We start from the raw sequence: 21,954 nt of genomic DNA, 5'->3' as shown, positions 1-21,954 counted from the left end.
GCTTTCGCGAGCAAGCCCGCTCCCACAGGTGCTACGGTCTGTCCCAGTAGGGCACTTCACCAAAACACTCGACAAAGAAATCAATCACCGTCCTGACCTTCACCGACAACCGCCGGCTGCCCGGCCAGAGCACGGCGATCTGCTGTGGTTCGAGGCTGTTGGATACCTGATAATCCCCCAGCACCGGCACCAGGGAGCCGTTGCGCACGGCGTCGCCGATCAGCCATGACGGAAACATCACCAGCCCCAGGCCCTGTTCGGCGGCCTGGGTCAGGGTGTCGGCATGGTTGCCGGTTATAGGCCCCTTAACCGAATAGGGTGTCCAGGCCTGCTGACCTTGACGGAAGAACCAGCGCTGCTGGCCGGCCGCGCCCTTGTAGGCCAGGCATTGATGAGCCACGAGATCGGCGGGGTGTTGCGGTATCCCGTATCGCGCAAGATAAGCCGGGCTCGCCGCCACCTGAAAGCGATGGGGTGCCAGAATCCGCGCCTGCATGCTCGAATCGGGCAACGGGCCGATGCGAAACAACAGGTCGGCGCCTTCCTGCAAGGGGTCGACATAATGGTCGGTCTGCTGGATATCCAGTTGCAGTTTCGGGTAGCGCTCGCACAAGCGACCCAGCCATGGCGTCAGGTGCCGTTGACCGAACACCACGGGCGCGTTGATCCGCACCAGCCCGCCGGGTTCGCTTTGCTGTTCCTGCAAGGCCTGTTCGGCTTCTTCCAGTTGAACCAGTACCAGTCGTGCATGGTGGCCGAGCATGCGTCCGGCTTCGGTGGGGGTGACGGCGCGTGTATGTCGGTAAAGCAGTTGCTGGCTCAGGGCCTGCTCCATCAACTGGATCTGTCGGGAGATCGAAGAGGGCGCCAGGCCTTCGCGGCGGGCCACTTCGGAAAAACTGCCGTGATCGAGCACTGCGACAAACAGCCGGAGCGCCTTGAATCCCAGTTCATTGAGGCCGTGCATGATTAGTCCCGTTGTGCGTTTTACGCAAAAGTGTTGTTGGCATGCTCCCATTTATCGCACAGCGGCGCCAAACGATAATGCACACCTCTCTAATAACCAGCGCTCAACCCTGTGGGAGCCGGCCTGCCGGCGATGGCGTTGCCGGAATCGCCATCGCCGGAAGGCCGGCTTCCACAGTTCGAGCGATTACATGGGTGCTGTGCATGCAATCTTCTTCCATTGATCCCGCGGGCGTCGACACGATGCCCGTCACCCGGCCGGGGCTGCGCCTGCTGCTGTTGCCTCTGGTGATTCTCGCCGGCATGGGGCTATCCGTGGAGGCCGGCTTGCTCGGGCCCCTGGGTGTGCAGGTCGGCCATCTGTGGGCGACCTTAAGCATCTTCGGCGTCGGTTCGGCGATTCTGTTCTTGCTGTTGCTGTTCAGCGGCCCGCAACGCGGCCCGGCCCTCAGCGAACTGCCCCGCTGGCAATTGATCGGCGGCTTTCTCGGGCCGATGTACGTGGTCGTGCTGACCTTGGCCACGCCGCACATCGGCATCGCGATGACCATGATCGCGATTCTGTCCGGGCAGGTTGGTAAAAGCGTGTTGATCGACCATTTCGGCTGGTTCGGCGCTACCCGCAAAAAGGTCAACGGGCAACGTTGGCTGGCTTTGCTTTTGATTGTCGCGGCACTTGTCTTGATTGCTCGGGGTTGATGATGAATCTGATTATTCTGTTGGCCTTGGTGGTTGTCGCCGGTGCGGTGTTGAGTGTGCAGGCAGCGATCAATGGCCGGCTCGGTGAAACGGTCGGCGTGTTGCGCAGCAGTTTGCTGACCTTTGTGGTCGGGACTGTGACCACCGGGTTGCTGATCCTGTTTTTTGAACCGGCCCACGCCGTCAGTTTGCTCGATGTGCCGAAATGGCAGCTCGGCGGGGCGTTTTTCGGTGTGGTCTACATGATGGTTATGGTCGGCGCGGTGCCACGGGTGGGCACGGCGGTGGCGACCGTGGCGGTGATTGTCGGGCAACTGGGAATGGGCATGCTGATCGATAACTTCGGCTGGCTGGGCAATCCGCCGATCGAGTTGTCGGGCAACCGCATTCTGGCGATGGCGTGTCTGGCCCTGGCACTGCTGTTCATGTACCGCAGCAGCACCCGAGAGGCGTAACATCAATCCTGCACATACACATACCGAAGGAGTCTGAGTCATGATCGACAGCGAAAGTGTCTGCGATTGTCCGAAATGTTCCTGCAAACTCGGTGAGCATCCGATTGCCCGCCACGGCAAGCATTATTGCTGTGAAGCCTGCGCCAAGCACCATGAACACGGCGAGGAATGCACCCATAAAGGCTGCAAGTGCGCCCATGGCTGATAGCAACCGTGCAGGAAAAAGTGGAGCCTGATTCGGCTCCACTTCCATTCTCAAGCTGTCATTGTCCAGCCGATCGCGGCGGCGCACCGCGCCCTGCAAGCGCCGGCCTTCGACGCGCAGTACCACAGTCCTGGTCTTCAATCCCCCCCCTCGATCATGCGAAGCCAGGCGTCAGTTCGCCGGCCGCCACTTGACGTTCTCCACGCCGAATTTCTCTGCCATCGGCTTGCTGGTTTTTTGCACCTTTTCACGGCCAAAGCGAGGAATACGGCCAACTCCCGCATCACAGCTCGCCCAGTGCCAAGCCTCGGCATTATCCATTTTGTCCAGACGGATAATGAATGACTTGGGGACGCCATGAAGGGTGTACTCGATGACGAAAAGTTTTGCGCTGTTCATAAAGCCCTTGTTCCTCCCTGTGGTACATAGAAGGATCGCGGCCTGCGCGGAAAATTCATTCGAATTGGCGGGCGGTTACGGTTGCTGGCGACAAGTTCTATGTCCCGTTACCATGAGACATCTCCCACCTCCAATGAATATTGACCATGGCCCTTGCCGTGCCGCCAGACCTGAGCGATTTCGATGTGCCCGTGCAACCGCTGGCACGGACGTATCCGCGCGGCTTGTACATCGAACCCCATGAGCATGTCTGGGGCCAGTTACTGTACGCGATGAGCGGGGTGATGTGGGTCGAGACGCCACACGAGGCGTTGGTAGTGCCGCCGCAACGGGCGGTATGGTTGCCGCCGGGGGTGCCTCACGGGATTCGCGTGGTGTCCGATTTGCAAATGCGCAACATCTACCTGCGACCGGCGTTAGCGGTGACGCTGGATGGCAGTGTGCAGGTGATCGAGGTGGGCGGGTTGCTGCGTGAATTGATCCTCGGGTTGGTGGAGCAGGGCAGCGACGGGGCGCCCGAGTATTACGAAGCCTTGGTCGGCCTGACCCTGCTGGAGCTGCAGCGGGCCAAGCGATCGCTGCTGAGAATCCCGCTGCCGGATGATTCCGATCGAAGACTGATGAACCTGTGCCAGGCCGTGATGGCCGCGCCGTCCCTCGACGTACCGTTTGAACAGCACGCGGAAAATTCCGGTGCCAGCGTGCGCACCCTTGCGCGGCTGTTCAAGGACGGTTTGGGCATGGGCTTTGCCGAGTGGCGGCGCCAGGTGCAGCTGGCGACAGCGGTAGCCGAATTGATCCAGGGTGTGCCGGTCAGCGGGATTGCCCGGGAGCTGGGCTATTCACCTAGCAGCTTCAGCGACATGTTTCGCCGTGAACTGGGCGTCGCGCCTTCGCAGTTTTCCACAGGGCAACGCCAAGGGTGACCCCCCGGCTTTGGCCGAAATTCAGAAGCACTTGGCCGATGCACACGGTTCTCACCCTTTAGACTCAGCGCAACTTCAATTGCCCCAAGGAGTCTGCCATGAGCTACCTCATCTCACTGGCCATTGGTCTGGGCGTCGGGTTGCTGTACGGCGCGCTGGATTTTCGTTCCCCGGCACCACCGGCCATCGCGCTGGTCGGCCTGCTCGGCATGCTTGCCGGCGAAAAGCTCTGGCCGATGGGCCGACAGCTGGCCGCTGGCTGGATCTCCTGAGACCTTCATCAACTTAATGGAAATGCCATGAAAGCACTGCAGTTTGACAGGACCGGCGATCTCTCGGCCCTGCGCTATGTAGAAGTTGCTACTCCTGTTCCCGGTGCCGATGAGGTATTGGTCGAGATCAAGGCCGCCGGACTCAACCCCAGCGATGTGAAGAATGTGCTGGGACGTTTTCCCTACACCACCTTGCCACGGATTCCCGGTCGGGATTTTGCCGGTGTGGTCGTGGCGGGTCCCGACGCATTGATCGGCAAGGAGGTGTGGGGCACCGGTCGGGAGTTGGGGTTCTTCGCCGACGGTTCCCATGCGCAGTTCGTCAAGCTGCCGGCAGGCGGCGTGGCCCAAAAGCCCGGCAACCTGAGCTTTGCCCAGGCCGCGAGCATCGGCGTGCCGTACACCACGGCGTGGGATGCACTGGAGCGCAGCCTGGTAACTACCGGAACCCGCTTGCTGGTCATAGGCGGTGGTGCGGTCGGCAGCGCAGCCCTGGCGCTGGCCAAGGTACGGGGTGCCGAGGTGCTGGCGGCGGCACGGCGCCCGGAGCAGGTCAAGGATCTGCAGGCGCAGGGGTACCCGACTATCCGGCTGGATAAACCCGAGGACCTGGGCGCGCAAGTCAATGCTGTGTATGCCGGCGGCGCCGAGGTGATTTTCGACACCACCGGCTTCTGGTTGCCGGCTTCGGTGGCGGCGTTGGCCACCTTCGGCCGCATCGCGATCATTGCCGCGCCCGTAGACGGCCATGTGCAATTGCCGGCCCTCGCGCTGTACCGCAAGGGCGGTTCGGTGGTGGGGGTCAACACCTTGCTGTATGGCGTGCAAGCCTGCGCGGCGATGCTCGATCAGTTCGGCCGGTATTTTGATCAGGACTTGCTGCCGTTGCCTCAGGGGTTGGTCGAGTCGCCACTGGCCGAAGGGCTGGAGCGCTATGGCGAGGTCAATCAGGGCTTGGGCGGCAAAGTGATCCTGCTGCCCTGACCCGATCTGTGTGTGGGAGCGGGCTTGCTCGCGAAAGCGGTGTGTCAGCCAATCGAGATGTCGACCGGGTCACCGCCTTCGCGAGCAAGCCCGCTCCCACACCGGTTAGGTGTAATACCCCGCATGGGCTTGCTGTAGAATCCATGGCACTGACTTCACGAGGTGTGTTCCATGAGCGAGCCGATTCGCCTGACCCAATACAGCCATGGCGCCGGTTGCGGCTGCAAGATTTCCCCCCAGGTGCTGGAGGTGATTCTGGCCGGCAGCGGGGCGCAGAACCTGGACCCGAGGCTGTGGGTCGGCAACGCCTCGCGTGATGATGCGGCGGTGTATGCCATCGACGAAGAGCGCGGCGTGGTCTCGACCACTGATTTCTTCATGCCGATTGTCGACGACCCCTTCGATTTCGGCCGCATTGCCGCCACCAATGCCATCAGCGATATCTACGCCATGGGCGGTGATCCACTGATGGCGATCGCCATTCTCGGCTGGCCGGTGAACGTACTGGCACCGGAGGTTGCCCGGGAGGTGATTCGTGGCGGGCGTGCGGTGTGCGACGCGGCAGGGATTCCATTGGCCGGTGGGCACTCCATCGACGCACCTGAGCCGATCTTCGGCCTGGCCGTCACCGGGCTGGTGGAAAAACGTCACATGAAGCGCAATGACACCGCCACTGCCGGTTGTCTGCTCTATCTCACCAAACCCCTGGGTATTGGCATCCTCACCACCGCCGAAAAGAAGGGCAAGTTGCGTCATGCCGATATCGGCCTGGCCCGCGACTGGATGTGCACCCTGAACAAACCCGGCAGCCGTTTCGGCAAGCTCGACGGCGTGACCGCGATGACTGACGTCACCGGTTTCGGCCTGCTCGGGCACCTGGTGGAAATGGCCGACGGCAGCCAGCTCACCGCACGCATCGACTATGACCGCGTTCCGCGCCTGCCGGGGGTCGAGTATTACCTGGAACAGGGTTGCGTGCCGGGGGGCACGCTGCGCAACTTCGACAGCTACGCCAGTAAGCTGGGGCGTCTGCAGGAACTGCACAAACGTGTGCTGTGCGATCCTCAGACCAGCGGCGGGCTGCTGATTGCGGTGACGCCACAAGGCAATGCGCAGTTCCTCTCGGTCGCCGCCGAACTGGGCCTGGCGCTTGAGCCGATCGGTGAACTGGTCGAGCGACAGAGCAACGCGGTCGAGGTGTCCTGATGTCTGTCGACTGCACCGATTACCGCGACATTTTCCTCAACGATCGGCCGATGATGGATGCCCGCGCGCCGATCGAGTTTCTCAAGGGTTCGTTCCCTGGCGTGGTCAATCTGCCGTTAATGAACGACCACGAACGGCAGCGCATCGGCACCTGCTACAAGCAGCACGGTCAGCAAGCGGCAATCGTCATGGGGCATCAGTTGGTGTCCGGGCAGATCAAGGCTGAACGCATCCAGGCTTGGGCAGACTTTACCCGCGCCCATCCCGATGGGCTTTTGTACTGTTTTCGTGGCGGCTTGCGTTCGCAAATCGTTCAGCAATGGCTGAGGGACGAGGCCGGCATCGACTATCCGCGGGTCGGTGGTGGTTACAAGGCGATGCGTACGTTCCTGCTCGATACCCTCGATCAAGCGATTACCCAGTGCGATTTCGTCTTGTTGGGCGGCATGACCGGCACCGGCAAAACCGAGGTGCTCACGCAGTTGCGTAACGGCCTGGACCTTGAAGGGCACGCCAACCATCGCGGCTCCAGTTTCGGCAAGCGGGCTACCGGCCAACCTTCCAATATCGACTTCGAAAACCGTCTGGCGATAGACGTGCTGAAGAAGCGCGCCCAGGGCATTGGCCAATTCGTGCTGGAAGACGAAAGCCGCGCGGTCGGCAGTTGCGCGTTGCCGCTGCCGTTGTATCAGGGCATGCAGCAGTTTCCGATGGTCTGGCTGGAAGACAGCTTGCAAGGGCGGGTCGAGCGGATCTTGCGCGATTACGTGGTGGACTTGAGTGCCGAGTTCATCGGTGTACATGGCGAGGAAGGTTTTGCGCTGTTCTCAGAGCGTTTGCTTGAAAGCCTGAACAATGTGCAGAAGCGCCTGGGCGGTGAACGTCATCGGCGCATGCTGGTGCTGATGGAGGACGCGCTGGCGGAGCAGGCCAGGAGTGGTTCGGTGGACCTGCATCGGGGCTGGATCGAAGGTTTGCTGAGCGAGTATTACGACCCGATGTATGCGTTTCAACGCGAGAAGAAAGGCATGCGGATCGAGTTCGCCGGGGAGCACGGGGCGGTTCTGGAATACTTGCGTGAGCGGGGCAGTCGGCGGGAGTGATGGTGGTCTTGCCGGCGCGATCCCTTGTGGGAGCGAGCCTGCTCGCGATGGCGGCGTGTCGGACGACATCGATGTTGGATGTGCCGGCCTCATCGCGAGCAGGCTCCCACAGTGGTTTATTGGGTGACCGTGGGTTTTGATGACACACGCTGACCCTGTGGGAGCGAGCTTGTTCCGGGCGGCGATCCGACGAAAGATGCGCCGCAGGACTCAGGTCGGACAGGTTTCCTGGCCATTATCCAGGCCTTGCTTGTAGATGTGGCTTTGCAGGCTGGCCTTGCCGTTCTGCCAGGTCAGCGTGAGCACGTATAGCGAGTCGTAGTCGCTGGACTCCCAGTCCTCGGTGATTATCATTTCCTTGCCAACGGCTTCACCGGCGACCTTGTTGATCAGGTCGGGCAGATAGCCGTGGGACCAGGCGGTATAGATGACCGAGTTGTGGTACTTGTCGTGCAGCAGTTCATCGGCCAGGTCGCTGGTGTCATTGGCCGAGAAGTTGATGTTCACGGGCAACCCGAGCTTGATGGCGGCGGGGCTGATGGTCATCAGTGGGCGAATGTAGCTGTAGGAATTGTCCAACTCGCCTTCCTCGACATTGCGCGTCGGGTTCGCGGCGAACACGTAATTGGCCTTGCCGAATTTTTCCGGCAGCAAGGTAGCCAGGTCGATGGCGCGGTTCAGGCCCTGGCAATTGAGCTGGCCCAGGCCGCCGGCGGGTTTCTCCCCGTGGCGCAGGAATACCAGGGTCTGGGTGCCATCCATCGGTTGCGCGCGAGTCTTGCTGGACTCCAGCGCCAGAAACAACGCGGTGGTCACCAGCAGTGCAGGCAAAAAGAAGTAAGCGCGATGTTTGAAGCGCTTGGCGAACTTGAAAAAGTTGATCATTGGATGTCGGTCTTCAGCGCAATTCTGTTAAGGCTGACAAACCTTTACACGGCGAACTTCCAGCGTCGCGTGTTTTCCATGTCGTTGAAGCGGTCAATTAGAGTCCATGATACCCATTTGGTTCTATGCCCGGCCGAGCGCGCACAATTTACCGGTAACCTTCAATGGGTTGCAGCACAGGTTATTGACAGTATGTTGCGAAATTATGGACAAGATACACCAGTAGGAACTGCCGAAGGCGGCGATCTTTTGATTCTACTCATCAGTAATGTTGATGACGCCTAAAGGTCGTGCGAATGAGGCAGCTACATTATGCTCATCCATCTCAATGTCTTCGTGGATCCATCCCATGCCTGATCTGTCCGCATTCCCCATCACCAGCAAATGGCCAGCCCGCTACCCGGAGTGGATTCAGCTGTACTCGTTGCCCACCCCCAACGGCGTCAAGGTTTCGATCATGCTCGAAGAGATCGGCCTGCCTTACGAGCCTCACCGTGTAGGTTTCGACACCAACGACCAGATGTCTCCCGAGTTTCTCTCGCTGAACCCCAACAACAAGATTCCGGCGATCCTCGATCCCCATGGCCCGGACGATCAGCCGCTGGCATTGTTCGAGTCCGGGGCGATTCTGATCTATCTGGCCGACAAGAGCGGGCAACTGCTGGCCCAGGAGTCGGCAGCGCGTTATGAAACCATTCAGTGGCTGATGTTCCAGATGGGCGGGATCGGCCCGATGTTCGGCCAGCTCGGCTTTTTCAACAAATTTGCCGGCAAGGACTACGAAGACAAGCGCCCCCGCGACCGCTACGTCGATGAAAGCAAACGCCTGCTCAAAGTCCTCGATGGTCGCCTCGAAGGGCGCGACTGGATCATGGGCGAGCGCTACACCATTGCCGACATCGCAACCTTTCCCTGGGTGCGTAACCTGATCGGCTTCTATGAGGCTGGCGATCTGGTGGGTATCCAGGATTTCCCTAACGTCACGCGGGTGCTGCAGCGTTTCCTGGCGCGGCCGGCAGTGATACGCGGTCTGGAAATTCCCAAACCCGTCTCTAACTGACACCGCCGCTCCCACAAGGGGGACTCTGCTCAGGCAATGAACGGCCGAATGCCGTGATGTTTGAAATACCGCTCGATCACCTTGGGGTCCGAGCAGGTTTCGGCAATCGCCACATAGGTATCCGGGCGCAACAGGTAAAACCCGTTGCGCCCAAGTCCTGCCGCTTCAAATGCCGGCCGCCAGGCGAACACATGCAGTGGCAGATGGTGTTCATTGCACCAGGCGATCATCTCGTCGCTGGTGTCGCCATAGACGTGCACTTGCCAGGTCAGGCACTTCAGCGATTCGTAATTATCCCCCTCGCCGTCGTGGGCCCAGGGCAGGCGGTCGCCTCCATGAACGTGGCCGGCAACGCCCGCGCTCAGGGGCATCGCGCGATAGTTCAGGGTGATTTGCGACACTGTGCGAAAGAGAAACTCGCGGGAGGTTTCGAACGACGCCATTTTCGGAATCACGAAGGGCGCCAGGCGCGTGCGTAACAGGTCGGCGACGGGGCCTTCAGCGGTGACGAAGGTGAACACCCGGTCCGTGGTCGCCACCAGTTTGCGGGCAAACGCCATGCGTTCGGTTTCATAGGTGTCGAGCAGTCTGGCTTCGGCACCGCCAGTCAATACCGCCGCAAGTTTCCAGGCCAGGTTGATTGCATCGCCAATCCCGGTGTTCATGCCCTGGCCGCCCGCCGGGCTGTGGACATGGGCGGCATCGCCCAACAGGAACGCGCGGCCGCCGCGAAAGTGATCCGCCACCCGATGATGCACCCGGTAGGTGGAGAACCAGTTCAAGTGCTCGATCTGCACTTTCATATGTTCGATGGCGCGGCTGCTGACATCTTCGAAACGCAGGGTCTCGGCGTGTTCGGCGCGATCATCGCGAACGGTGCCGATCAAGCGGGCACGTCCCGCACCCGCCAGCGGGAATACGGCGAGGAAGTCTGCCTCATCAAGATCCACATGCAGTTCGCCGTTGAACGTCGGGCCGCTGCCCTGCACATCGGCAACGTAGAAAATCTGTTGGTAGGTACCGCCGGGAAACCCGGTGTCCAGGGTCTTGCGCACCCTCGAGCGGGCACCATCGCAACCGGCCAGGTAGCAGGCCTGGCAGATTTCCTGCTGGCCATCAGGCAGGCGCAGTGTGGCAGTGACGCCGTCATTGGTTTGCTCGAAACCCTGCAGTTCGGTATTGCGCTCCACGGTGATGCCGAAGGTTTCCAGGCGTTCGATCAGCAGCCGTTCATGTTCGTCCTGGGGAAAAATTTCGAGGAATGCGTATGGCGTCAGTCCCTCGCCGATGCGGCTCAGGGGCAGGTGTGCCAGCGGCTCGCCCTTGACCCAGAAGTTGGCGGCTGCCACCCGATGGCCATTTTCCACCACGGCCTCGGCCAAGCCGAGCTGGCGGTACAACTCCAGTGTCCGCGCCTGCACGGCCAGCGCCCGGGACGTGGTGCCGGGCGCGGAGGTCTTGTCGAGAATCCGCACGCGAACCCCCAGCTTGCTCAACCACAGCGCCAGGACCAGCCCGGTAGGGCCGGCGCCGATGATCAACACGTCGCTACGCTGCATGGGCCTGTCCTCCTTGCTTGTGCATCAGTATGGTCCAGTCGTGCATGGGAGCCAGTTCGCCTGCCCAACGGAAAAGGCAACGGCGGTGGTGTAACGCTGGTCACTTAAGCGGGCTACACACTTTGTGGCGAGGGGGCTTGTCGGACCGCCGCACCGCCCCGTTTGGACTGCGAAGGGGCCCCATAATCAGCAACTGCGTACGTTCAGGTGGACCGCATTGGCTGGTTTTGGGGCCGCTTCGCGACCCAACGGGGGCAAGCCCCCTCGCCACAAAGTGTGTTGCCCGCTTAAGTGAACGGCATTATCTGCCCGCAGGGGACTTTCAGAAGTCGATAGTGCCCGACAGCTTCGCCGAGCGTGGTTCGCCCTGGGTCAGGTAGCCGCCCTGGGCCGACTCCCAGTAATCCTTGTTGGCCACGTTCTCGACACCCAAGCGCACGGTCACGTCTTTTTCCTGGACCTTGAAGGCGTAACGGGCGCCGACATCGAAGCGGTTCCAGGTCGGCAGGCTGAGGTTGTTCGCCGCGTCGGCGTACTGGCCGCCGGTGCGCAACATCCGTCCGCTCAGCGCTACGCCTTGCATGCCGGGCACATCCCAATCCACGCCAGCGTTGAACTGGAAGCTGGGAACGCCAACCGCCTGGTTGCCGTCGTTGAGGCCGTCCTGGGTGTTTTTAAGTTCGGTGTCCATCACGGTTACGCCGCTGAGCAGGCGCAGACCGTCAATCGGCTCGCCGAAGACATTCAATTCAACGCCTTTGTTGATCTGTTCGCCATCGTGTACGAACACGGCGGTGCTGTCGTCGATGACCTGGGTATAACCATCGGCCGGCTGTTCGATGCGGTACACGCCCAGGGTCGCGCCGTAGGTGCCCATGTCGACTTTTACGCCGGCTTCGACCTGCTTGGTGCGCGACGGTGCAAAGACTTCATTGCCGTTGACCACGACTCGCGAGCCGGAGGTGGTCGGCGCTGTCGGCCCCTTGGTCAGACCCTCGATACGGTTGGCGTAGAACGACACGTGGTCCCATGGTTTGAACACGATGCCGTACACCGGAGTCGTGATCGACTCATCGTAGTTGGAAGTACGGCTTCCGGTGTCATAGTCATAGCCTTGCACAACCAGCTGTTGACGGCGTACGCCAAGGGTTATCAGCAGGCGATCATCGATAAACCCCAGGGTGTCGGACATTGCGACGCTGCGCATGAAGGATTTACCGGTGATGCCCGGGTCACCCAGGTCCCCGCCAGAGTAACCGCCCCCAGGCGCCGGAACGTCGATCGGGTCGTAGATGTTGTTCGGGTAATCGTTCTGGTCGAAATCGTAGGCGTTGCGCTGTTCGGTCCAGATCCCGGCCAGGCCGAAATTGAGCCGGTGGCTGACGGCTCCAGTGTTGAAGGCGCCATTGAGACCCGCCATGGCGCTGGTGTTGTCCTCTTCATGGGGAATGTAAGAACCGCTGGTCACCGAACTGCCATCGTTGCCCACCAGGGTGGTGGAGTCGTAGTTGCCGACTTCTCGGGTGTGCTTGGCACCCGCGGCGGCGTAAGCGGTCCAGCTGTCGTTCAGGTCGTACTCGGCACGCAGCATGCCCAAGGTGTCTTCGATCTCGCTGAAGCCCCACTTCTGCGCATAGTTGGTGTCGGCCGATGGTGCATCCGGAATGTCGGTGGCGTCGCCGATATTGACCGAGCTGCGCCCGCCATTGACCCGTTCTTTGGAATAGATGAAGTCGCCGGAGAGGCGCAGGGCGTCGCCGCGGTAATCAAGGCCGAGGGCGAAAAGCTTGGAGCGCTGGTTCTCGTCATCGATGGCAGTGTCGCCTTCGCGTTGTGACAGGTTGATACGTGCACCGAAGCGGTTGTCCTCGCCAAAGCGCTGGCCGATATCCAGGTGCTGGCCGATGCGCCCGTCGTCGCTGATGTCCGTGGTGAACCGCTGCAACGGCACGTCACCGGCGCGCTTGGGTTGCAGGTTGACGCCGCCGCCGATACCGGAGCCGGTCGGGGTGACGCCGTTGATGAAGGCGTTTGGCCCCTTGAAGACTTCCACTCGCTCCACGGCATCGGTGGAAATGATCTGCCGCGGCAGGATGCCGTAAAGGCCATTCAAGGAAATGTCGTCGCCGTAGAGGGGCAGGCCGCGAATCATGAAGCTCTGGGCCTGGTTGGAGTACCCGGAGGCCTGACGCACCGATGAATCGTTGAGCAGCACGTCGCCGACTGTTTCGGCTTGCTGGTCGCGGATCAATTCTTCCGTATAGGACGTCATGCTGAACGGTACGGCCATGATGTCCTGGTTGCCCAGCACACCCAGTTGCCCGCCGCGTGCGACCTGACCGCCGCTGTACACCGGGGGTAATTGTGACGGTGTGGGAGCCTGGGCGTCGATGTTGACGTCGCCCAGCACCAGCGGTTGGCCTTCAGCCTGGGATGTATCGGCAGGTGCGGCGTGAGCCGTCACGTTGAGGGAGCAAAACAGGGTGAGTAGCGTCGGGCGAAAAAAAAAGCCGAGTCGGGCGAAAGGTTTCATGCATGGTCCTGGCGGCGCGCCGCCGATGAAAAAATAAAGGGCCGGCGCGGGACTCCTTGCGCAAATACGACTCCACGCGCAAATGGTATGTGTTCTCAATAACGTCGCGAAATGCGTTTTCTGCGAGGTATAGGGGCAATTTCTGCCAGCGCAGAAACCTGAGGAACCGTGGCTGGGCAATTTCAGCGGCATGAACGGCAAACTTTGGGCACGGTCATAGCCTGCGCCATGCCATTGGTCGTATGGTTTACCTGGCTCAACGGATTTGATGGAACGACATGCAAGCCAAACGATTTATTTCAAGCGTCGCCGTATTACTGGTACTGGCCGGCTGCGGCAGCCAACGGACCCAGGAGGCCGCTGTGCGCAATCCGGCCGAAGTGAAGGCCGAAATCGTCCGCCTGCTGCCGGCCAAGACGGTCGACCGCCAAGGCTGGGCCACCGACATTCAGGCGGCATTTGCTGCGCAGAACATCTCGCCGACCACGCAAAACCTCTGCTCGGTGCTGGCCGTAACCGAGCAGGAGTCGACCTTTCAGGTCGACCCGTCGGTGCCGGGGCTGGGCAAGATCGCCCGTGACGAGATCGACCGCCGTGCGGCCAAGGCGCATGTTCCTGGCCTGCTGGTCAGCGCAGCGTTGCAGTTGAAGGCTCCCGGCGGCAAAAGCTATAGCGATCGCCTGAATGCGGCACGCAGTGAGAAGGAGCTGAGCAGGATTTTCGATGATTTCATCAACATGGTGCCCATGGGGCAGACGCTGTTTGGCGGTTTCAACCCGGTGCATACCGGCGGGCCGATGCAGGTCAGTATCGATTTCGCCGAACAGCAAGCCAAGGGTTATCCGTATCCGGTGAACGGCTCGATCCGCCAGGAAGTGTTCAGCCGACGCGGTGGCATGTATTTCGGTATCGCCCATTTACTCGGATATCCGGTGAGCTACCAGCAGCCGCTGTATCGTTTCGCCGATTTCAATGCCGGCTGGTACGCCAGCCGCAATGCCGCATTCCAGAGTGCGGTGAGCCGGGCTTCGGGCAAAACCCTGGCACTGGATGGCGATCTGGTGCTCCATGGTTCGATCATGCCCGGGACCACGGAGTTGGCCGTGCGCAGTCTTGGCAAGCAACTGGACATGCGCAATCCGACGATCCGCGCGCAACTGGAGCAGGGCAATAGTCTGGCGTTCGAGAACACGAAGCTGTATCAGCGGGTCTTTGCGCTGGCCGAAAAGGCCGAAGGTCGATCACTGCCACGGGCGGTGTTGCCGGGAATCGAGCTGAAAAGCCCGAAAATCACCCGCAAACTCACCACGGCCTGGTTCGCCAAGCGGGTCGATGAGCGTTATCAGCGCTGTATGGCGCGGGCGAAGTGACATTAGTTTGTTGCAGACGTAAAAAACCCGGCTGATGAGGCTGATGCTGCTCACTTAAGCTGGGGCACACACTTGTGGCGAGGGGGCTTGTCGGACCGCCGCACCGCCCCGTTGGGCTGCGGAGCAGCCGTAAAACCATTACACGCGGTGTACCTGATACACCACGGTGGCAGGTTTTGGGGCCGCTCCGCGGCCCAACGGGGGCAAGCCCCCTCGCCACAAGTGTGTACCCAGCATAAGTGGACAGCATCAGGCTGATAAAGCCGGGTTTTCCTTGAGTGCCGCAGTGAAGCCAAGCATTCAGGCAGTACGGTTCTGGATCAGTCGGTCGGAACCACCTTCAGCAACGCGGTTTTCGATCAGTCGATCAGAACCACCTTCAGCCACACGATTCTCGATCAGGCGATCGGAACCACCCTCAGCGACACGGTTTTCGATCAAGCGATCAGAACCACCTTCAGCCACACGATTCTCGATCAGGCGATCGGAACCACCCTCAGCAACGCGGTTTTCGATCAGTCGATCAGAACCACCTTCAGCCACACGATTCTCGATCAGGCGATCAGAACCACCTTCAGCCACACGGCTTTCAATCAGACGATCCGAGCCGCCTTCAGCGACCACAGGTTGAGCAGAGGTAGCGGCGAAAGCGTTAACTGCAAAAACCGAGAAAGCGATGCCGAGAAGGACCTGGCGTTTCATGATGGTGTGCTCCGGGGTGTTATGGGTTGGTATGGAGCAGATGTTACGCCGCGGATTTTTTATGAGAACTTCATTGCGCTGATGGTGACCATCGACAGCAATGATAGGACCCATGCCTTGGCGCACCTGGCGATGATGATGCGGTCGTCGGATGGCCAGGGCAGGGCCGATGGGGCCTTCTACACTGATCGGCATTGGCGCGACCGCAGTCTGCAAGGAGAGGTTTATGTATCAGCTCTACGGCCATCAGAATTCCGGCGCCGCGGCGATAGAGGCAGCTCTGGAGCTGTGTGAAATCCCTTATCGTTTTATCGATGTCGAGTCATCTGTGCAGGCGGCGCAGGCGCTGGAGAAGCTCAACCCGCTCAAGCAGATTCCGACGTTACAGCTCCCCGACGGCAGCGTCCTGACCGAGAGTGCGGCGATCCTGATTCACCTCGGGCTGACATTTCCCGCTTCGGGGCTGTTGCCGCAAGATCCCGCCGAACGCGACCAGGCCATCCGCGGCATGGCCTACATCGTCAGCAATTGCTATGCGGCCATTGGCGTGATCGATTACCCGGAGCGCTGGCTGTCCACGACGGATGAAGCGTCAAGGCAAAACCTCATGGCCGGTGCGCGCAAACGCCTGCATTGGAGTTGGGACGTGTTTGCCGATCAGTTTTCCGGCGAGTTGTACCTGGGGGGCGAGACACCCGGGGCGCTGGATGTGCTGGCGGCGGTGATATCGCGGTGGGCCGGTAGCCGCGAGCATTTGCGCAGTGCCCGGCCGGGTTTTTTCGCCTGGCTTGAGCGAATCGACCGCCATCCCGTATTGGCGCCGGTGTTTGCCCGGCATTGGCCCGCTTGATCAGCATGAAACCACTGTAGGAGCCCGGCTTGCCGGCGATGGCATGTGCAAGATCGCCATCGCTGGCAAGCCAGCTGCCACAGGGGAACGATCAGATAGCGGCTGTGGCTGACCCATGCGTAGACGCCTCGGCTTGGGCGAGGCCATTCAATTACAGAGCGGGCGTGTCATTCGCCGCGGATGTACTGCTCCAGCTGGCGAATCAATTCGGCCTGTTCGGCAATCGCTTCCTTGACCAGGTCGCCGATCGACAGCAGACCGATGAGCTTGCCACCTTCCACCACCGGCAGGTGACGCAGGCGTCTGTCGGACATGATGCCCAGGCAAGTGTCCACGGTTTGATGGGTATCGACGGTGATCACCGGCGATACCATGATATCGCGCACCGGCGTGCCCACCGAAGAACGGCCATGCAGCACCAGTTTTCGCGCATAGTCGCGCTCGCTGATGATGCCCAGCACCTCGTCATTTTCAACCACCAGCAAGGCACCGACGTTTTTCTCGGCCATCTTCATCAGGGCTTCGAGCACCATGTGATCGGGTTTGATCTGGTGCACTTCCTGATTCTTCTGATCTTTGAGCTTGAGCAATTGAGCGACGGTTTTCATGGTGGTTACTCGGGTGTTGTCGTTGTTCATGAAGAATCGTAGACACAGGCGCTGAGGGCAAGGGCGAAAGCGGCAGATAACACGCAAAAAACGGCATTCAGCGGTTTTTCTGCAGTAAACCGCCCATTGGCGAGGGGGACTTGCCTGTGCGAGGGGGCTTGCCTGTGGCGAGGGGGCTTGCCCCCGTCGGGCTGCGAAGCAGCCCCCTAAAATGTCCCAGCACCAAAGATCTTGTGAGTGCTGCGCACTCAAGCGGGGGCAAGCCCCCTCGCCACAGGGGATCGACCTGCGCGCCATCCCGGCCCATGACAGGTAGAATCCCCCTCTGAATCAAATCTGAGGTTGCAGTGGTGGATTTACAGCAGGGCTTCGTCCTGACCCGGCATTGGCGCGATACCCCGGCCGGCACCGAAGTCGAGTTCTGGCTGGCGACCGATGCCGGTCCCCGGTGCATCCGCCTGCCTCATCAACCGTCGGTGGCGTTCATCCCGGCCCAGCAACGGCAGCAGGCCGAGGCGCTGTTGCAGGGCGAGAAGAATGTCGAACTCAAAGCCCTGGCCCTGGAGGATTTCGAACATCGTCCCGTCCTGGGCCTGTACTGCCAGCAGCATGGACAGTTGATGCGCCTGGAAACTGCGCTGCGCAGGGCCGGTGTCGAGGTGTTCGAGGCCGACGTGCGGCCGCCGGAGCGCTACATGATGGAGCGATTCATCACCGCTCCCGTGGTTTTTACCGGTACACCGAACGACAAGGGCGTGCTGCTCGACGCCCAGATGAAAGCTGACCCCGACTATCGGCCGAACCTCAAACTGGTCTCCCTGGACATCGAGACCACGGCACAGGGCGAGTTGTACTCCATTGCCCTGGAAGGCTGCGGCGAGCGTCAGGTGTACATGCTCGGTCCGCCCAATGGTGACGATAGCGAGGTGGATTTCCAGCTTGAGTACTGCGACTCCCGTACCTTGCTGCTGAAAAAGCTCAACCAATGGTTTGCCCGTTTCGACCCCGACGCGATCATTGGCTGGAACGTCGTGCAGTTCGATCTGCGCATCCTGCATGAGCACGCAAGGCGCCTGGCCGTGCCCCTGAAACTGGGGCGTGGCGGCGAGGAAATGCAGTGGCGCGAACATGGCAGCGGCAATCATTACTTCGCCTCGGCGGCAGGCAGGCTGATCATCGACGGCATCGAGTCCCTGCGTTCGGCGACCTGGAGCTTCCCCTCGTTCAGCCTGGAAAATGTCGCCCAAACCCTGCTCGGCGAGGGCAAGTCGATCGCCACGCCGTACCAGCGCATGGACGAAATCAACCGCATGTTCGCCGAGGACAAACCGGCGCTGGCCAAGTACAACCTCAAGGACTGCGAACTGGTGACACGGATTTTCGCCAAGACCCAGTTGCTGACCTTCCTGCTGGAACGCGCCAGCGTCACCGGTCTGCCGGCCGATCGCAGCGGTGGTTCGGTGGCGGCGTTCACTCATCTGTATATGCCGTTGATGCATCGCCAGGGGTTTGTCGCGCCAAACCTCGGCGGCAAACCACCGCAAGCCAGCCCCGGTGGTTTTGTCATGGACTCGCAACCGGGGTTATACGAATCGGTGCTGGTGCTTGACTACAAAAGCCTCTATCCGTCGATCATCCGCACCTTCCTGATCGACCCGGTGGGGCTGATCGAAGGGCTCAGGCTTCCGGATGACAGCGAGTCGGTCCCGGGGTTTCGCGGGGCGCGGTTTTCGCGCACCCGACATTGTCTGCCGGCCATCGTCGCGCGGGTCGCCGAGGGTCGGGAAACCGCCAAGCGCGAGCACAACGCACCGCTGTCCCAGGCGCTGAAGATCATCATGAACGCGTTCTACGGTGTGCTCGGCTCCAGCGGTTGTCGCTTCTTCGATACGCGGCTGGCGTCGTCCATCACCTTGCGTGGTCACGAGATCATGCTGCGTACCCGCCAGTTGATCGAAGCCCAGGGCCACGCGGTGATCTATGGCGACACCGACTCGACGTTTGTCTGGTTGCGTCGCGCTCACGGTCAGCAGGAAGCCGCGCAGATCGGTCATGCGCTGGTGGACCACGTCAATCAGTGGTGGCGCGAACATGTGCAGCAGGAGTACGGCCTGCAAAGCGTCCTGGAATTGCAGTTCGAAACCCACTACAAACGCTTTTTGATGCCAACCATTCGCGGCGCGGAAGAGGGCAGCAAGAAGCGCTATGCCGGGCTGGTGACGCGCGCCGATGGTAGCGAAGAAATGGTCTACAAGGGCCTGGAAACCGTGCGCACCGACTGGTCGCTGCTGGCCCGGCAATTCCAGCAGGAGCTGTACTCGCGGATCTTCCAGCGCAAACCCTATCAGGATTACGTGCGCGACTACGTGCGCAAGACGCTGGCCGGGGAGTTCGATGACCGGCTGATCTACCGCAAACGCCTGCGCCGTACCCTGGACGACTATCAGCGTAACGTGCCGCCCCACGTGCGCGCGGCGCGGATCGCCGACGACAACAACGATCTTCAGGGCCGCCCGCGTCAATACCAGAACGGCGGATGGATCAGCTACGTGATCACCGTCGCGGGCCCCGAGCCGCTGGAAATTCGCAGCGCACCCATCGATTACGACCACTACATCACCCGGCAGCTGCAACCGGTGGCGGACGCGATTCTGCCGTTTGTCGACGACGATTTCTCAACCCTGATTGGTGGGCAACTGGGCCTGTTTTAAGTCCATCAACGACAACGTCCAGGCATCCAGAATGCCGTGAAAATAGCGGTCCAGAGCCTGGTGGAACGGACTATCCCGGTCTGCTACCTCGGCGAACAGCGTCATCGATGAGTGAAATTTCAGGTCATCCGGATGGCCGAAAATCGCTGCAACCGAGCGCTGCTGGATGTTAAGCACTTCCTGAGTGCAAGTGCGTAACCTTGCACCCAGCAAGGGATGATCCAGATAGGCCAGGGCTTCTTCCCGCGAGTGAATGGCAAAGTGCCGGGACATCTCACTGCCGCCCAGCCCGGCAAACTGCGGGAAGATGAACCACATCCAGTGACTGCGCTTGTGACCAGCACCTAACTCGGCCTGGACCCGGTCGAATACCGGGTCCTGCGCCTGTATGAAGCGTTGCAGGTTAAAGGTGTCCAGCGGATCCGTGCTTCTCATGACGAAGCTCTCTGACAGGCTGTATTGGCTTAGACCATGGCCGACGGCTGTTTGCGTTGTGGCGCACGAAAAGCTTGGTCCAGCGCCTCCAGATCTCCGGCCTCAAGTTGAAAATCCGCCGCGTGGGCGTTGAGTCGTACATGTTCGGGACTGACCGCCTTGGGGATGGCGATCACTCCATCCTGACGCACAATCCAGGCCAGCGCTATCGGTGCCGGCGTCACCGATGATCGATTGATGCCTGCCGACACTGCACTTTTTCGAATTGAGCGGCTCTATCCATGGGCAGCCTGCGGCGATCCCCACCGTTGGCCCATGCCAAGTTCAAGACCCCATGGCTCAAGCTTTACCTGTTATCAGCGCTCTGTTGCGAAAGCATTGCTGGCTGCCGGCCGGCCTGGCGATCTTGCTTTTTACCGGCTGCAGCCAGCAGCAGGGCAGCGATATCTTCACTCAGATGCGCGAAGGCAAGCCCCAGGAGTTTCTGCAAACCAGCGTCGACCGCATGGCGACCCTGGCGATGCGCGACAATCTCGACAGCCTCTACCGGATCATGGGCAAGCTTTACCTGCGCAACCCCGACGAGCTGAAAAAATCCGGTTTCCTCGATGTCCGCACCGCAGTCAAGCAAGTGCGCCTGGCCATCGAGCAGGAGCAACCGCTGCCCACCCTGGGTGGCAAAAAGGACCTGGCGGCCCTGCGCTTTGCCATGAGCCCGGAGTTTCTCGGTGACCGGGTCGGGGCCTTCATCTATGCCATCGGCAGCATGCTGGTCACGGCCCACGGCAATCGCCTTGAGTTTTACATGACAGACGCGATCAACCCGACCTTCGTCAGTAACGCCGCGCGCAATATCGAAATAGCCACCTGGATTCTGAGCCAGCGGCAAAACAGGGAGGGCCAGCCCTTGCTGTTCTCCAATGAAATCTCGGAAGAGGGCAGCAACCTGAGTTTTGCCGTGGAGTTCGGCAAGATCGTCGCGCGCCTGGACTTGCTGACCCAGATGCTCGACGAGCGTTATCGGCGCATTGGCTTGAATTACGCGCAGAGCCTGTTGTTCCTCAATTTCCTGCCGGTCCAGTGAAAATCCCCTGTGGGAGCGTAATGCTGTTCACTTTAGGTTAGAGGGCTCCAGATGGATATTTGGATTAGGTGTATATCCATTCCTGCGGTAACGGCCACCTATGGTTTCGCTCTTACAGCGAGTCACTTGGAAAAGCCCCAAGTAACCAAGGGCTCTTGCCCCTGACGTTCGGTGCCTCGCCTAGGCTCGGCATGCCCTCGCTCCGGTCCTGCTCCGTGGGCCCGCCGCGATGGGCCATCCATGGCCCAGCGCGGCTAACCCGGCATCCATGCCGGTTTGCCCACTGCGCAGAACCTCCACTCGGCCTCTCGAGGGGGCAAGAAAATCAAAAGCCAAAGCCAAAGCGAGGCGGCCTGACAGCCGACCTGATTAAGGGACCTGTCTACGATCCAATTGTGGGAGCAAGCTCGCTCCTTGGGGAACGTGCTCACTAGAATTCAGGTCGGCTGTCAGGCCGCCTCGCTTTGGCTTTAGATTTGGGCGCCCCGTTAAACCACGATGGCTGAACGCAGGCATTGCGCAGTGGGGAAACCGGCAGGACGCCGGTTTAGCCGCGCTGGGCCAGGGATGGCCCATCGCGGCGACCCACGGAGCAATGCTGGAGAGAGGGCATGCCGAGCCACAGCGAGGCACCGAGTGGTGGGGCAAGAGCCTTTTGGTTACTTTTGGGCTCTTCCAAAAGCGACTCGCTGTAAGAGCGAAACCATAGGTGGCCGTTACCGCAGCAATGGATATCCCCCCAATCCAGTTTTTAACAACCCCATGCTTAAGTGAACAGCATTGCCTGTGGGAGCGGGCTTGCTCGCGAAGGCGGTATGTCAGTCGAAAGTTGTATTGGATGACACACCGCTTTGGCGAGCAAGCCCGCTCCCACAAAGAGGGAGGCTGTGTTTGGGGAATAAAGATAGATCGTATCGATATAACTGGTTATAAGAAAAATCG

Annotated in this window: 22 protein-coding genes and 1 pseudogene; 14 read left to right on the top strand and 9 right to left on the bottom strand. The window is 60.5% G+C overall.

Features of this window, described 5'->3' with window-relative positions:
- Window positions 1-31: 31 nt before the first annotated feature.
- On the bottom strand, window positions 32-967 hold the full coding sequence (locus KW839_RS18145; protein ID WP_060541572.1) for a LysR family transcriptional regulator: 936 nt from the start codon (window positions 965-967) through the stop codon (window positions 32-34).
- A gap of 203 nt (window positions 968-1,170) precedes the next feature.
- Here KW839_RS18145 and KW839_RS18140 point away from each other — a divergent pair, with 203 nt between their 5' ends.
- From KW839_RS18140 to KW839_RS18130, 3 genes are read left to right on the top strand one after another with little or no spacing between them, the layout of a single operon-like run.
- Window positions 1,171-1,665, top strand: a complete 495-nt coding sequence (locus KW839_RS18140) for a DMT family transporter (protein WP_218425097.1) — start codon at window positions 1,171-1,173, stop codon at window positions 1,663-1,665.
- Window positions 1,666-1,667: 2 nt separating this feature from the next.
- Window positions 1,668-2,120, top strand: coding sequence for a DMT family transporter (locus KW839_RS18135; RefSeq protein ID WP_218425095.1), 453 nt, complete (start codon window positions 1,668-1,670; stop codon window positions 2,118-2,120).
- A 40-nt stretch (window positions 2,121-2,160) separates the two neighbouring features.
- Complete coding sequence (locus tag KW839_RS18130) at window positions 2,161-2,325, top strand: metallothionein (RefSeq protein ID WP_060541574.1); 165 nt, start codon at window positions 2,161-2,163, stop codon at window positions 2,323-2,325.
- Between the two features lie 171 nt (window positions 2,326-2,496).
- On the opposite strand, the gene KW839_RS18125 is transcribed toward KW839_RS18130, so the two are convergent.
- A complete protein-coding gene (locus KW839_RS18125) occupies window positions 2,497-2,724 on the bottom strand; it encodes a DUF6555 family protein (RefSeq protein WP_060541575.1) in 228 nt (75 codons plus the stop codon).
- Window positions 2,725-2,870: 146 nt separating this feature from the next.
- Here KW839_RS18125 and KW839_RS18120 point away from each other — a divergent pair, with 146 nt between their 5' ends.
- The 5 genes from KW839_RS18120 to mnmH all read left to right on the top strand — a co-directional run bounded on the left by KW839_RS18120 (window position 2,871) and on the right by mnmH (window position 7,215).
- Window positions 2,871-3,650 (top strand): helix-turn-helix domain-containing protein, encoded by a 780-nt coding sequence (locus KW839_RS18120; protein ID WP_218425094.1) that lies wholly within the window; start codon window positions 2,871-2,873, stop codon window positions 3,648-3,650.
- A 98-nt stretch (window positions 3,651-3,748) separates the two neighbouring features.
- Window positions 3,749-3,922, top strand: coding sequence for a DUF1427 family protein (locus KW839_RS18115; RefSeq protein WP_082457527.1), 174 nt, complete (start codon window positions 3,749-3,751; stop codon window positions 3,920-3,922).
- 27 nt (window positions 3,923-3,949) lie between these two features.
- Window positions 3,950-4,906, top strand: coding sequence for a zinc-binding alcohol dehydrogenase family protein (locus KW839_RS18110; protein WP_218425092.1), 957 nt, complete (start codon window positions 3,950-3,952; stop codon window positions 4,904-4,906).
- Window positions 4,907-5,077: 171 nt separating this feature from the next.
- On the top strand, window positions 5,078-6,112 hold the full coding sequence (gene selD, locus KW839_RS18105; protein WP_060541578.1) for a selenide, water dikinase SelD: 1,035 nt from the start codon (window positions 5,078-5,080) through the stop codon (window positions 6,110-6,112).
- On the top strand, window positions 6,112-7,215 hold the full coding sequence (gene mnmH / locus KW839_RS18100; RefSeq protein WP_218425090.1) for a tRNA 2-selenouridine(34) synthase MnmH: 1,104 nt from the start codon (window positions 6,112-6,114) through the stop codon (window positions 7,213-7,215). The genes selD and mnmH overlap by 1 nt, the downstream gene beginning before the upstream one ends.
- A 210-nt stretch (window positions 7,216-7,425) precedes the next feature.
- Here mnmH and KW839_RS18095 read toward each other — a convergent pair whose 3' ends face one another.
- Window positions 7,426-8,100, bottom strand: coding sequence for a histidine phosphatase family protein (locus tag KW839_RS18095; protein ID WP_218425088.1), 675 nt, complete (start codon window positions 8,098-8,100; stop codon window positions 7,426-7,428).
- On the opposite strand from KW839_RS18095, the gene KW839_RS18090 reads away from it, so the two are divergent.
- Together KW839_RS18090 and KW839_RS18085 are read left to right on the top strand one after the other, a co-directional pair.
- The gene (locus tag KW839_RS18090; RefSeq protein WP_218425086.1) at window positions 8,062-8,385 is read left to right on the top strand and encodes a hypothetical protein; all 324 of its coding nucleotides are present in this window, start codon (window positions 8,062-8,064) and stop codon (window positions 8,383-8,385) included. The genes KW839_RS18095 and KW839_RS18090 overlap by 39 nt on opposite strands.
- A 64-nt stretch (window positions 8,386-8,449) precedes the next feature.
- Window positions 8,450-9,160 (top strand): glutathione S-transferase family protein, encoded by a 711-nt coding sequence (locus KW839_RS18085; RefSeq protein WP_060541581.1) that lies wholly within the window; start codon window positions 8,450-8,452, stop codon window positions 9,158-9,160.
- Window positions 9,161-9,189: 29 nt separating this feature from the next.
- On the opposite strand, the gene KW839_RS18080 is transcribed toward KW839_RS18085, so the two are convergent.
- Window positions 9,190-10,719 carry an FAD-dependent oxidoreductase gene (locus KW839_RS18080; protein ID WP_218425084.1) on the bottom strand — a complete coding sequence of 510 codons (1,530 nt, stop codon included), beginning with the start codon at window positions 10,717-10,719 and terminating at the stop codon, window positions 9,190-9,192.
- Between the two features lie 322 nt (window positions 10,720-11,041).
- Window positions 11,042-13,252: a TonB-dependent siderophore receptor gene (locus KW839_RS18075; protein ID WP_218425082.1), complete on the bottom strand. Its 2,211-nt coding sequence runs from the start codon at window positions 13,250-13,252 to the stop codon at window positions 11,042-11,044.
- Window positions 13,253-13,530: 278 nt separating this feature from the next.
- On the opposite strand from KW839_RS18075, the gene KW839_RS18070 reads away from it, so the two are divergent.
- Window positions 13,531-14,622, top strand: a complete 1,092-nt coding sequence (locus KW839_RS18070; protein WP_218425081.1) for a DUF1615 domain-containing protein — start codon at window positions 13,531-13,533, stop codon at window positions 14,620-14,622.
- A gap of 300 nt (window positions 14,623-14,922) precedes the next feature.
- Here the strand turns inward: KW839_RS18070 and KW839_RS18065 are convergent, their stop codons facing one another.
- Complete coding sequence (locus KW839_RS18065) at window positions 14,923-15,324, bottom strand: hypothetical protein (RefSeq protein ID WP_218425224.1); 402 nt, start codon at window positions 15,322-15,324, stop codon at window positions 14,923-14,925.
- Between the two features lie 226 nt (window positions 15,325-15,550).
- On the opposite strand from KW839_RS18065, the gene KW839_RS18060 reads away from it, so the two are divergent.
- Window positions 15,551-16,174 (top strand): glutathione S-transferase, encoded by a 624-nt coding sequence (locus KW839_RS18060; RefSeq protein ID WP_060541585.1) that lies wholly within the window; start codon window positions 15,551-15,553, stop codon window positions 16,172-16,174.
- 167 nt (window positions 16,175-16,341) lie between these two features.
- On the opposite strand, the gene KW839_RS18055 is transcribed toward KW839_RS18060, so the two are convergent.
- Window positions 16,342-16,782 carry a CBS domain-containing protein gene (locus tag KW839_RS18055; RefSeq protein ID WP_007976812.1) on the bottom strand — a complete coding sequence of 147 codons (441 nt, stop codon included), beginning with the start codon at window positions 16,780-16,782 and terminating at the stop codon, window positions 16,342-16,344.
- A gap of 350 nt (window positions 16,783-17,132) precedes the next feature.
- On the opposite strand from KW839_RS18055, the gene KW839_RS18050 reads away from it, so the two are divergent.
- On the top strand, window positions 17,133-19,493 hold the full coding sequence (locus KW839_RS18050; protein ID WP_218425080.1) for a DNA polymerase II: 2,361 nt from the start codon (window positions 17,133-17,135) through the stop codon (window positions 19,491-19,493).
- Here KW839_RS18050 and KW839_RS18045 read toward each other — a convergent pair.
- On the bottom strand, window positions 19,458-19,928 hold the full coding sequence (locus KW839_RS18045) for a DUF1810 domain-containing protein (RefSeq protein WP_060541587.1): 471 nt from the start codon (window positions 19,926-19,928) through the stop codon (window positions 19,458-19,460). The two genes, KW839_RS18050 and KW839_RS18045, sit on opposite strands and share 36 nt — an antisense overlap.
- A 29-nt stretch (window positions 19,929-19,957) precedes the next feature.
- A pseudogene (locus KW839_RS18040) lies at window positions 19,958-20,161 on the bottom strand (aldo/keto reductase); the annotation flags it as partial.
- Between the two features lie 101 nt (window positions 20,162-20,262).
- On the opposite strand from KW839_RS18040, the gene KW839_RS18035 reads away from it, so the two are divergent.
- On the top strand, window positions 20,263-21,012 hold the full coding sequence (locus tag KW839_RS18035) for a hypothetical protein (protein ID WP_218425079.1): 750 nt from the start codon (window positions 20,263-20,265) through the stop codon (window positions 21,010-21,012).
- Window positions 21,013-21,954: the final 942 nt, after the last annotated feature.

Source organism: Pseudomonas sp. PDM31, assembly GCF_019218965.1.
GTDB lineage: Bacteria > Pseudomonadota > Gammaproteobacteria > Pseudomonadales > Pseudomonadaceae > Aquipseudomonas.
This window is presented reverse-complemented; position numbering and strand designations above follow the sequence as displayed.

Coding starts and splice junctions, on each gene's coding strand:
- KW839_RS18085 (WP_060541581.1), top strand. CDS start 8,450: ATGCCTGATCTGTCCGCATTCCCCATCACCAGCAAATGGCCAGCCCGC.
- KW839_RS18125 (WP_060541575.1), bottom strand. CDS start 2,724: ATGAACAGCGCAAAACTTTTCGTCATCGAGTACACCCTTCATGGCGTC.
- KW839_RS18135 (WP_218425095.1), top strand. CDS start 1,668: ATGAATCTGATTATTCTGTTGGCCTTGGTGGTTGTCGCCGGTGCGGTG.
- KW839_RS18120 (WP_218425094.1), top strand. CDS start 2,871: ATGGCCCTTGCCGTGCCGCCAGACCTGAGCGATTTCGATGTGCCCGTG.
- KW839_RS18130 (WP_060541574.1), top strand. CDS start 2,161: ATGATCGACAGCGAAAGTGTCTGCGATTGTCCGAAATGTTCCTGCAAA.
- KW839_RS18065 (WP_218425224.1), bottom strand. CDS start 15,324: ATGAAACGCCAGGTCCTTCTCGGCATCGCTTTCTCGGTTTTTGCAGTT.
- selD (WP_060541578.1), top strand. CDS start 5,078: ATGAGCGAGCCGATTCGCCTGACCCAATACAGCCATGGCGCCGGTTGC.
- KW839_RS18075 (WP_218425082.1), bottom strand. CDS start 13,252: ATGAAACCTTTCGCCCGACTCGGCTTTTTTTTTCGCCCGACGCTACTC.
- mnmH (WP_218425090.1), top strand. CDS start 6,112: ATGTCTGTCGACTGCACCGATTACCGCGACATTTTCCTCAACGATCGG.
- KW839_RS18070 (WP_218425081.1), top strand. CDS start 13,531: ATGCAAGCCAAACGATTTATTTCAAGCGTCGCCGTATTACTGGTACTG.
- KW839_RS18080 (WP_218425084.1), bottom strand. CDS start 10,719: ATGCAGCGTAGCGACGTGTTGATCATCGGCGCCGGCCCTACCGGGCTG.
- KW839_RS18090 (WP_218425086.1), top strand. CDS start 8,062: ATGTTTGAAGCGCTTGGCGAACTTGAAAAAGTTGATCATTGGATGTCG.
- KW839_RS18055 (WP_007976812.1), bottom strand. CDS start 16,782: ATGAAAACCGTCGCTCAATTGCTCAAGCTCAAAGATCAGAAGAATCAG.
- KW839_RS18035 (WP_218425079.1), top strand. CDS start 20,263: ATGGCTCAAGCTTTACCTGTTATCAGCGCTCTGTTGCGAAAGCATTGC.
- KW839_RS18045 (WP_060541587.1), bottom strand. CDS start 19,928: ATGAGAAGCACGGATCCGCTGGACACCTTTAACCTGCAACGCTTCATA.
- KW839_RS18145 (WP_060541572.1), bottom strand. CDS start 967: ATGCACGGCCTCAATGAACTGGGATTCAAGGCGCTCCGGCTGTTTGTC.
- KW839_RS18110 (WP_218425092.1), top strand. CDS start 3,950: ATGAAAGCACTGCAGTTTGACAGGACCGGCGATCTCTCGGCCCTGCGC.
- KW839_RS18140 (WP_218425097.1), top strand. CDS start 1,171: ATGCAATCTTCTTCCATTGATCCCGCGGGCGTCGACACGATGCCCGTC.
- KW839_RS18095 (WP_218425088.1), bottom strand. CDS start 8,100: ATGATCAACTTTTTCAAGTTCGCCAAGCGCTTCAAACATCGCGCTTAC.
- KW839_RS18115 (WP_082457527.1), top strand. CDS start 3,749: ATGAGCTACCTCATCTCACTGGCCATTGGTCTGGGCGTCGGGTTGCTG.
- KW839_RS18060 (WP_060541585.1), top strand. CDS start 15,551: ATGTATCAGCTCTACGGCCATCAGAATTCCGGCGCCGCGGCGATAGAG.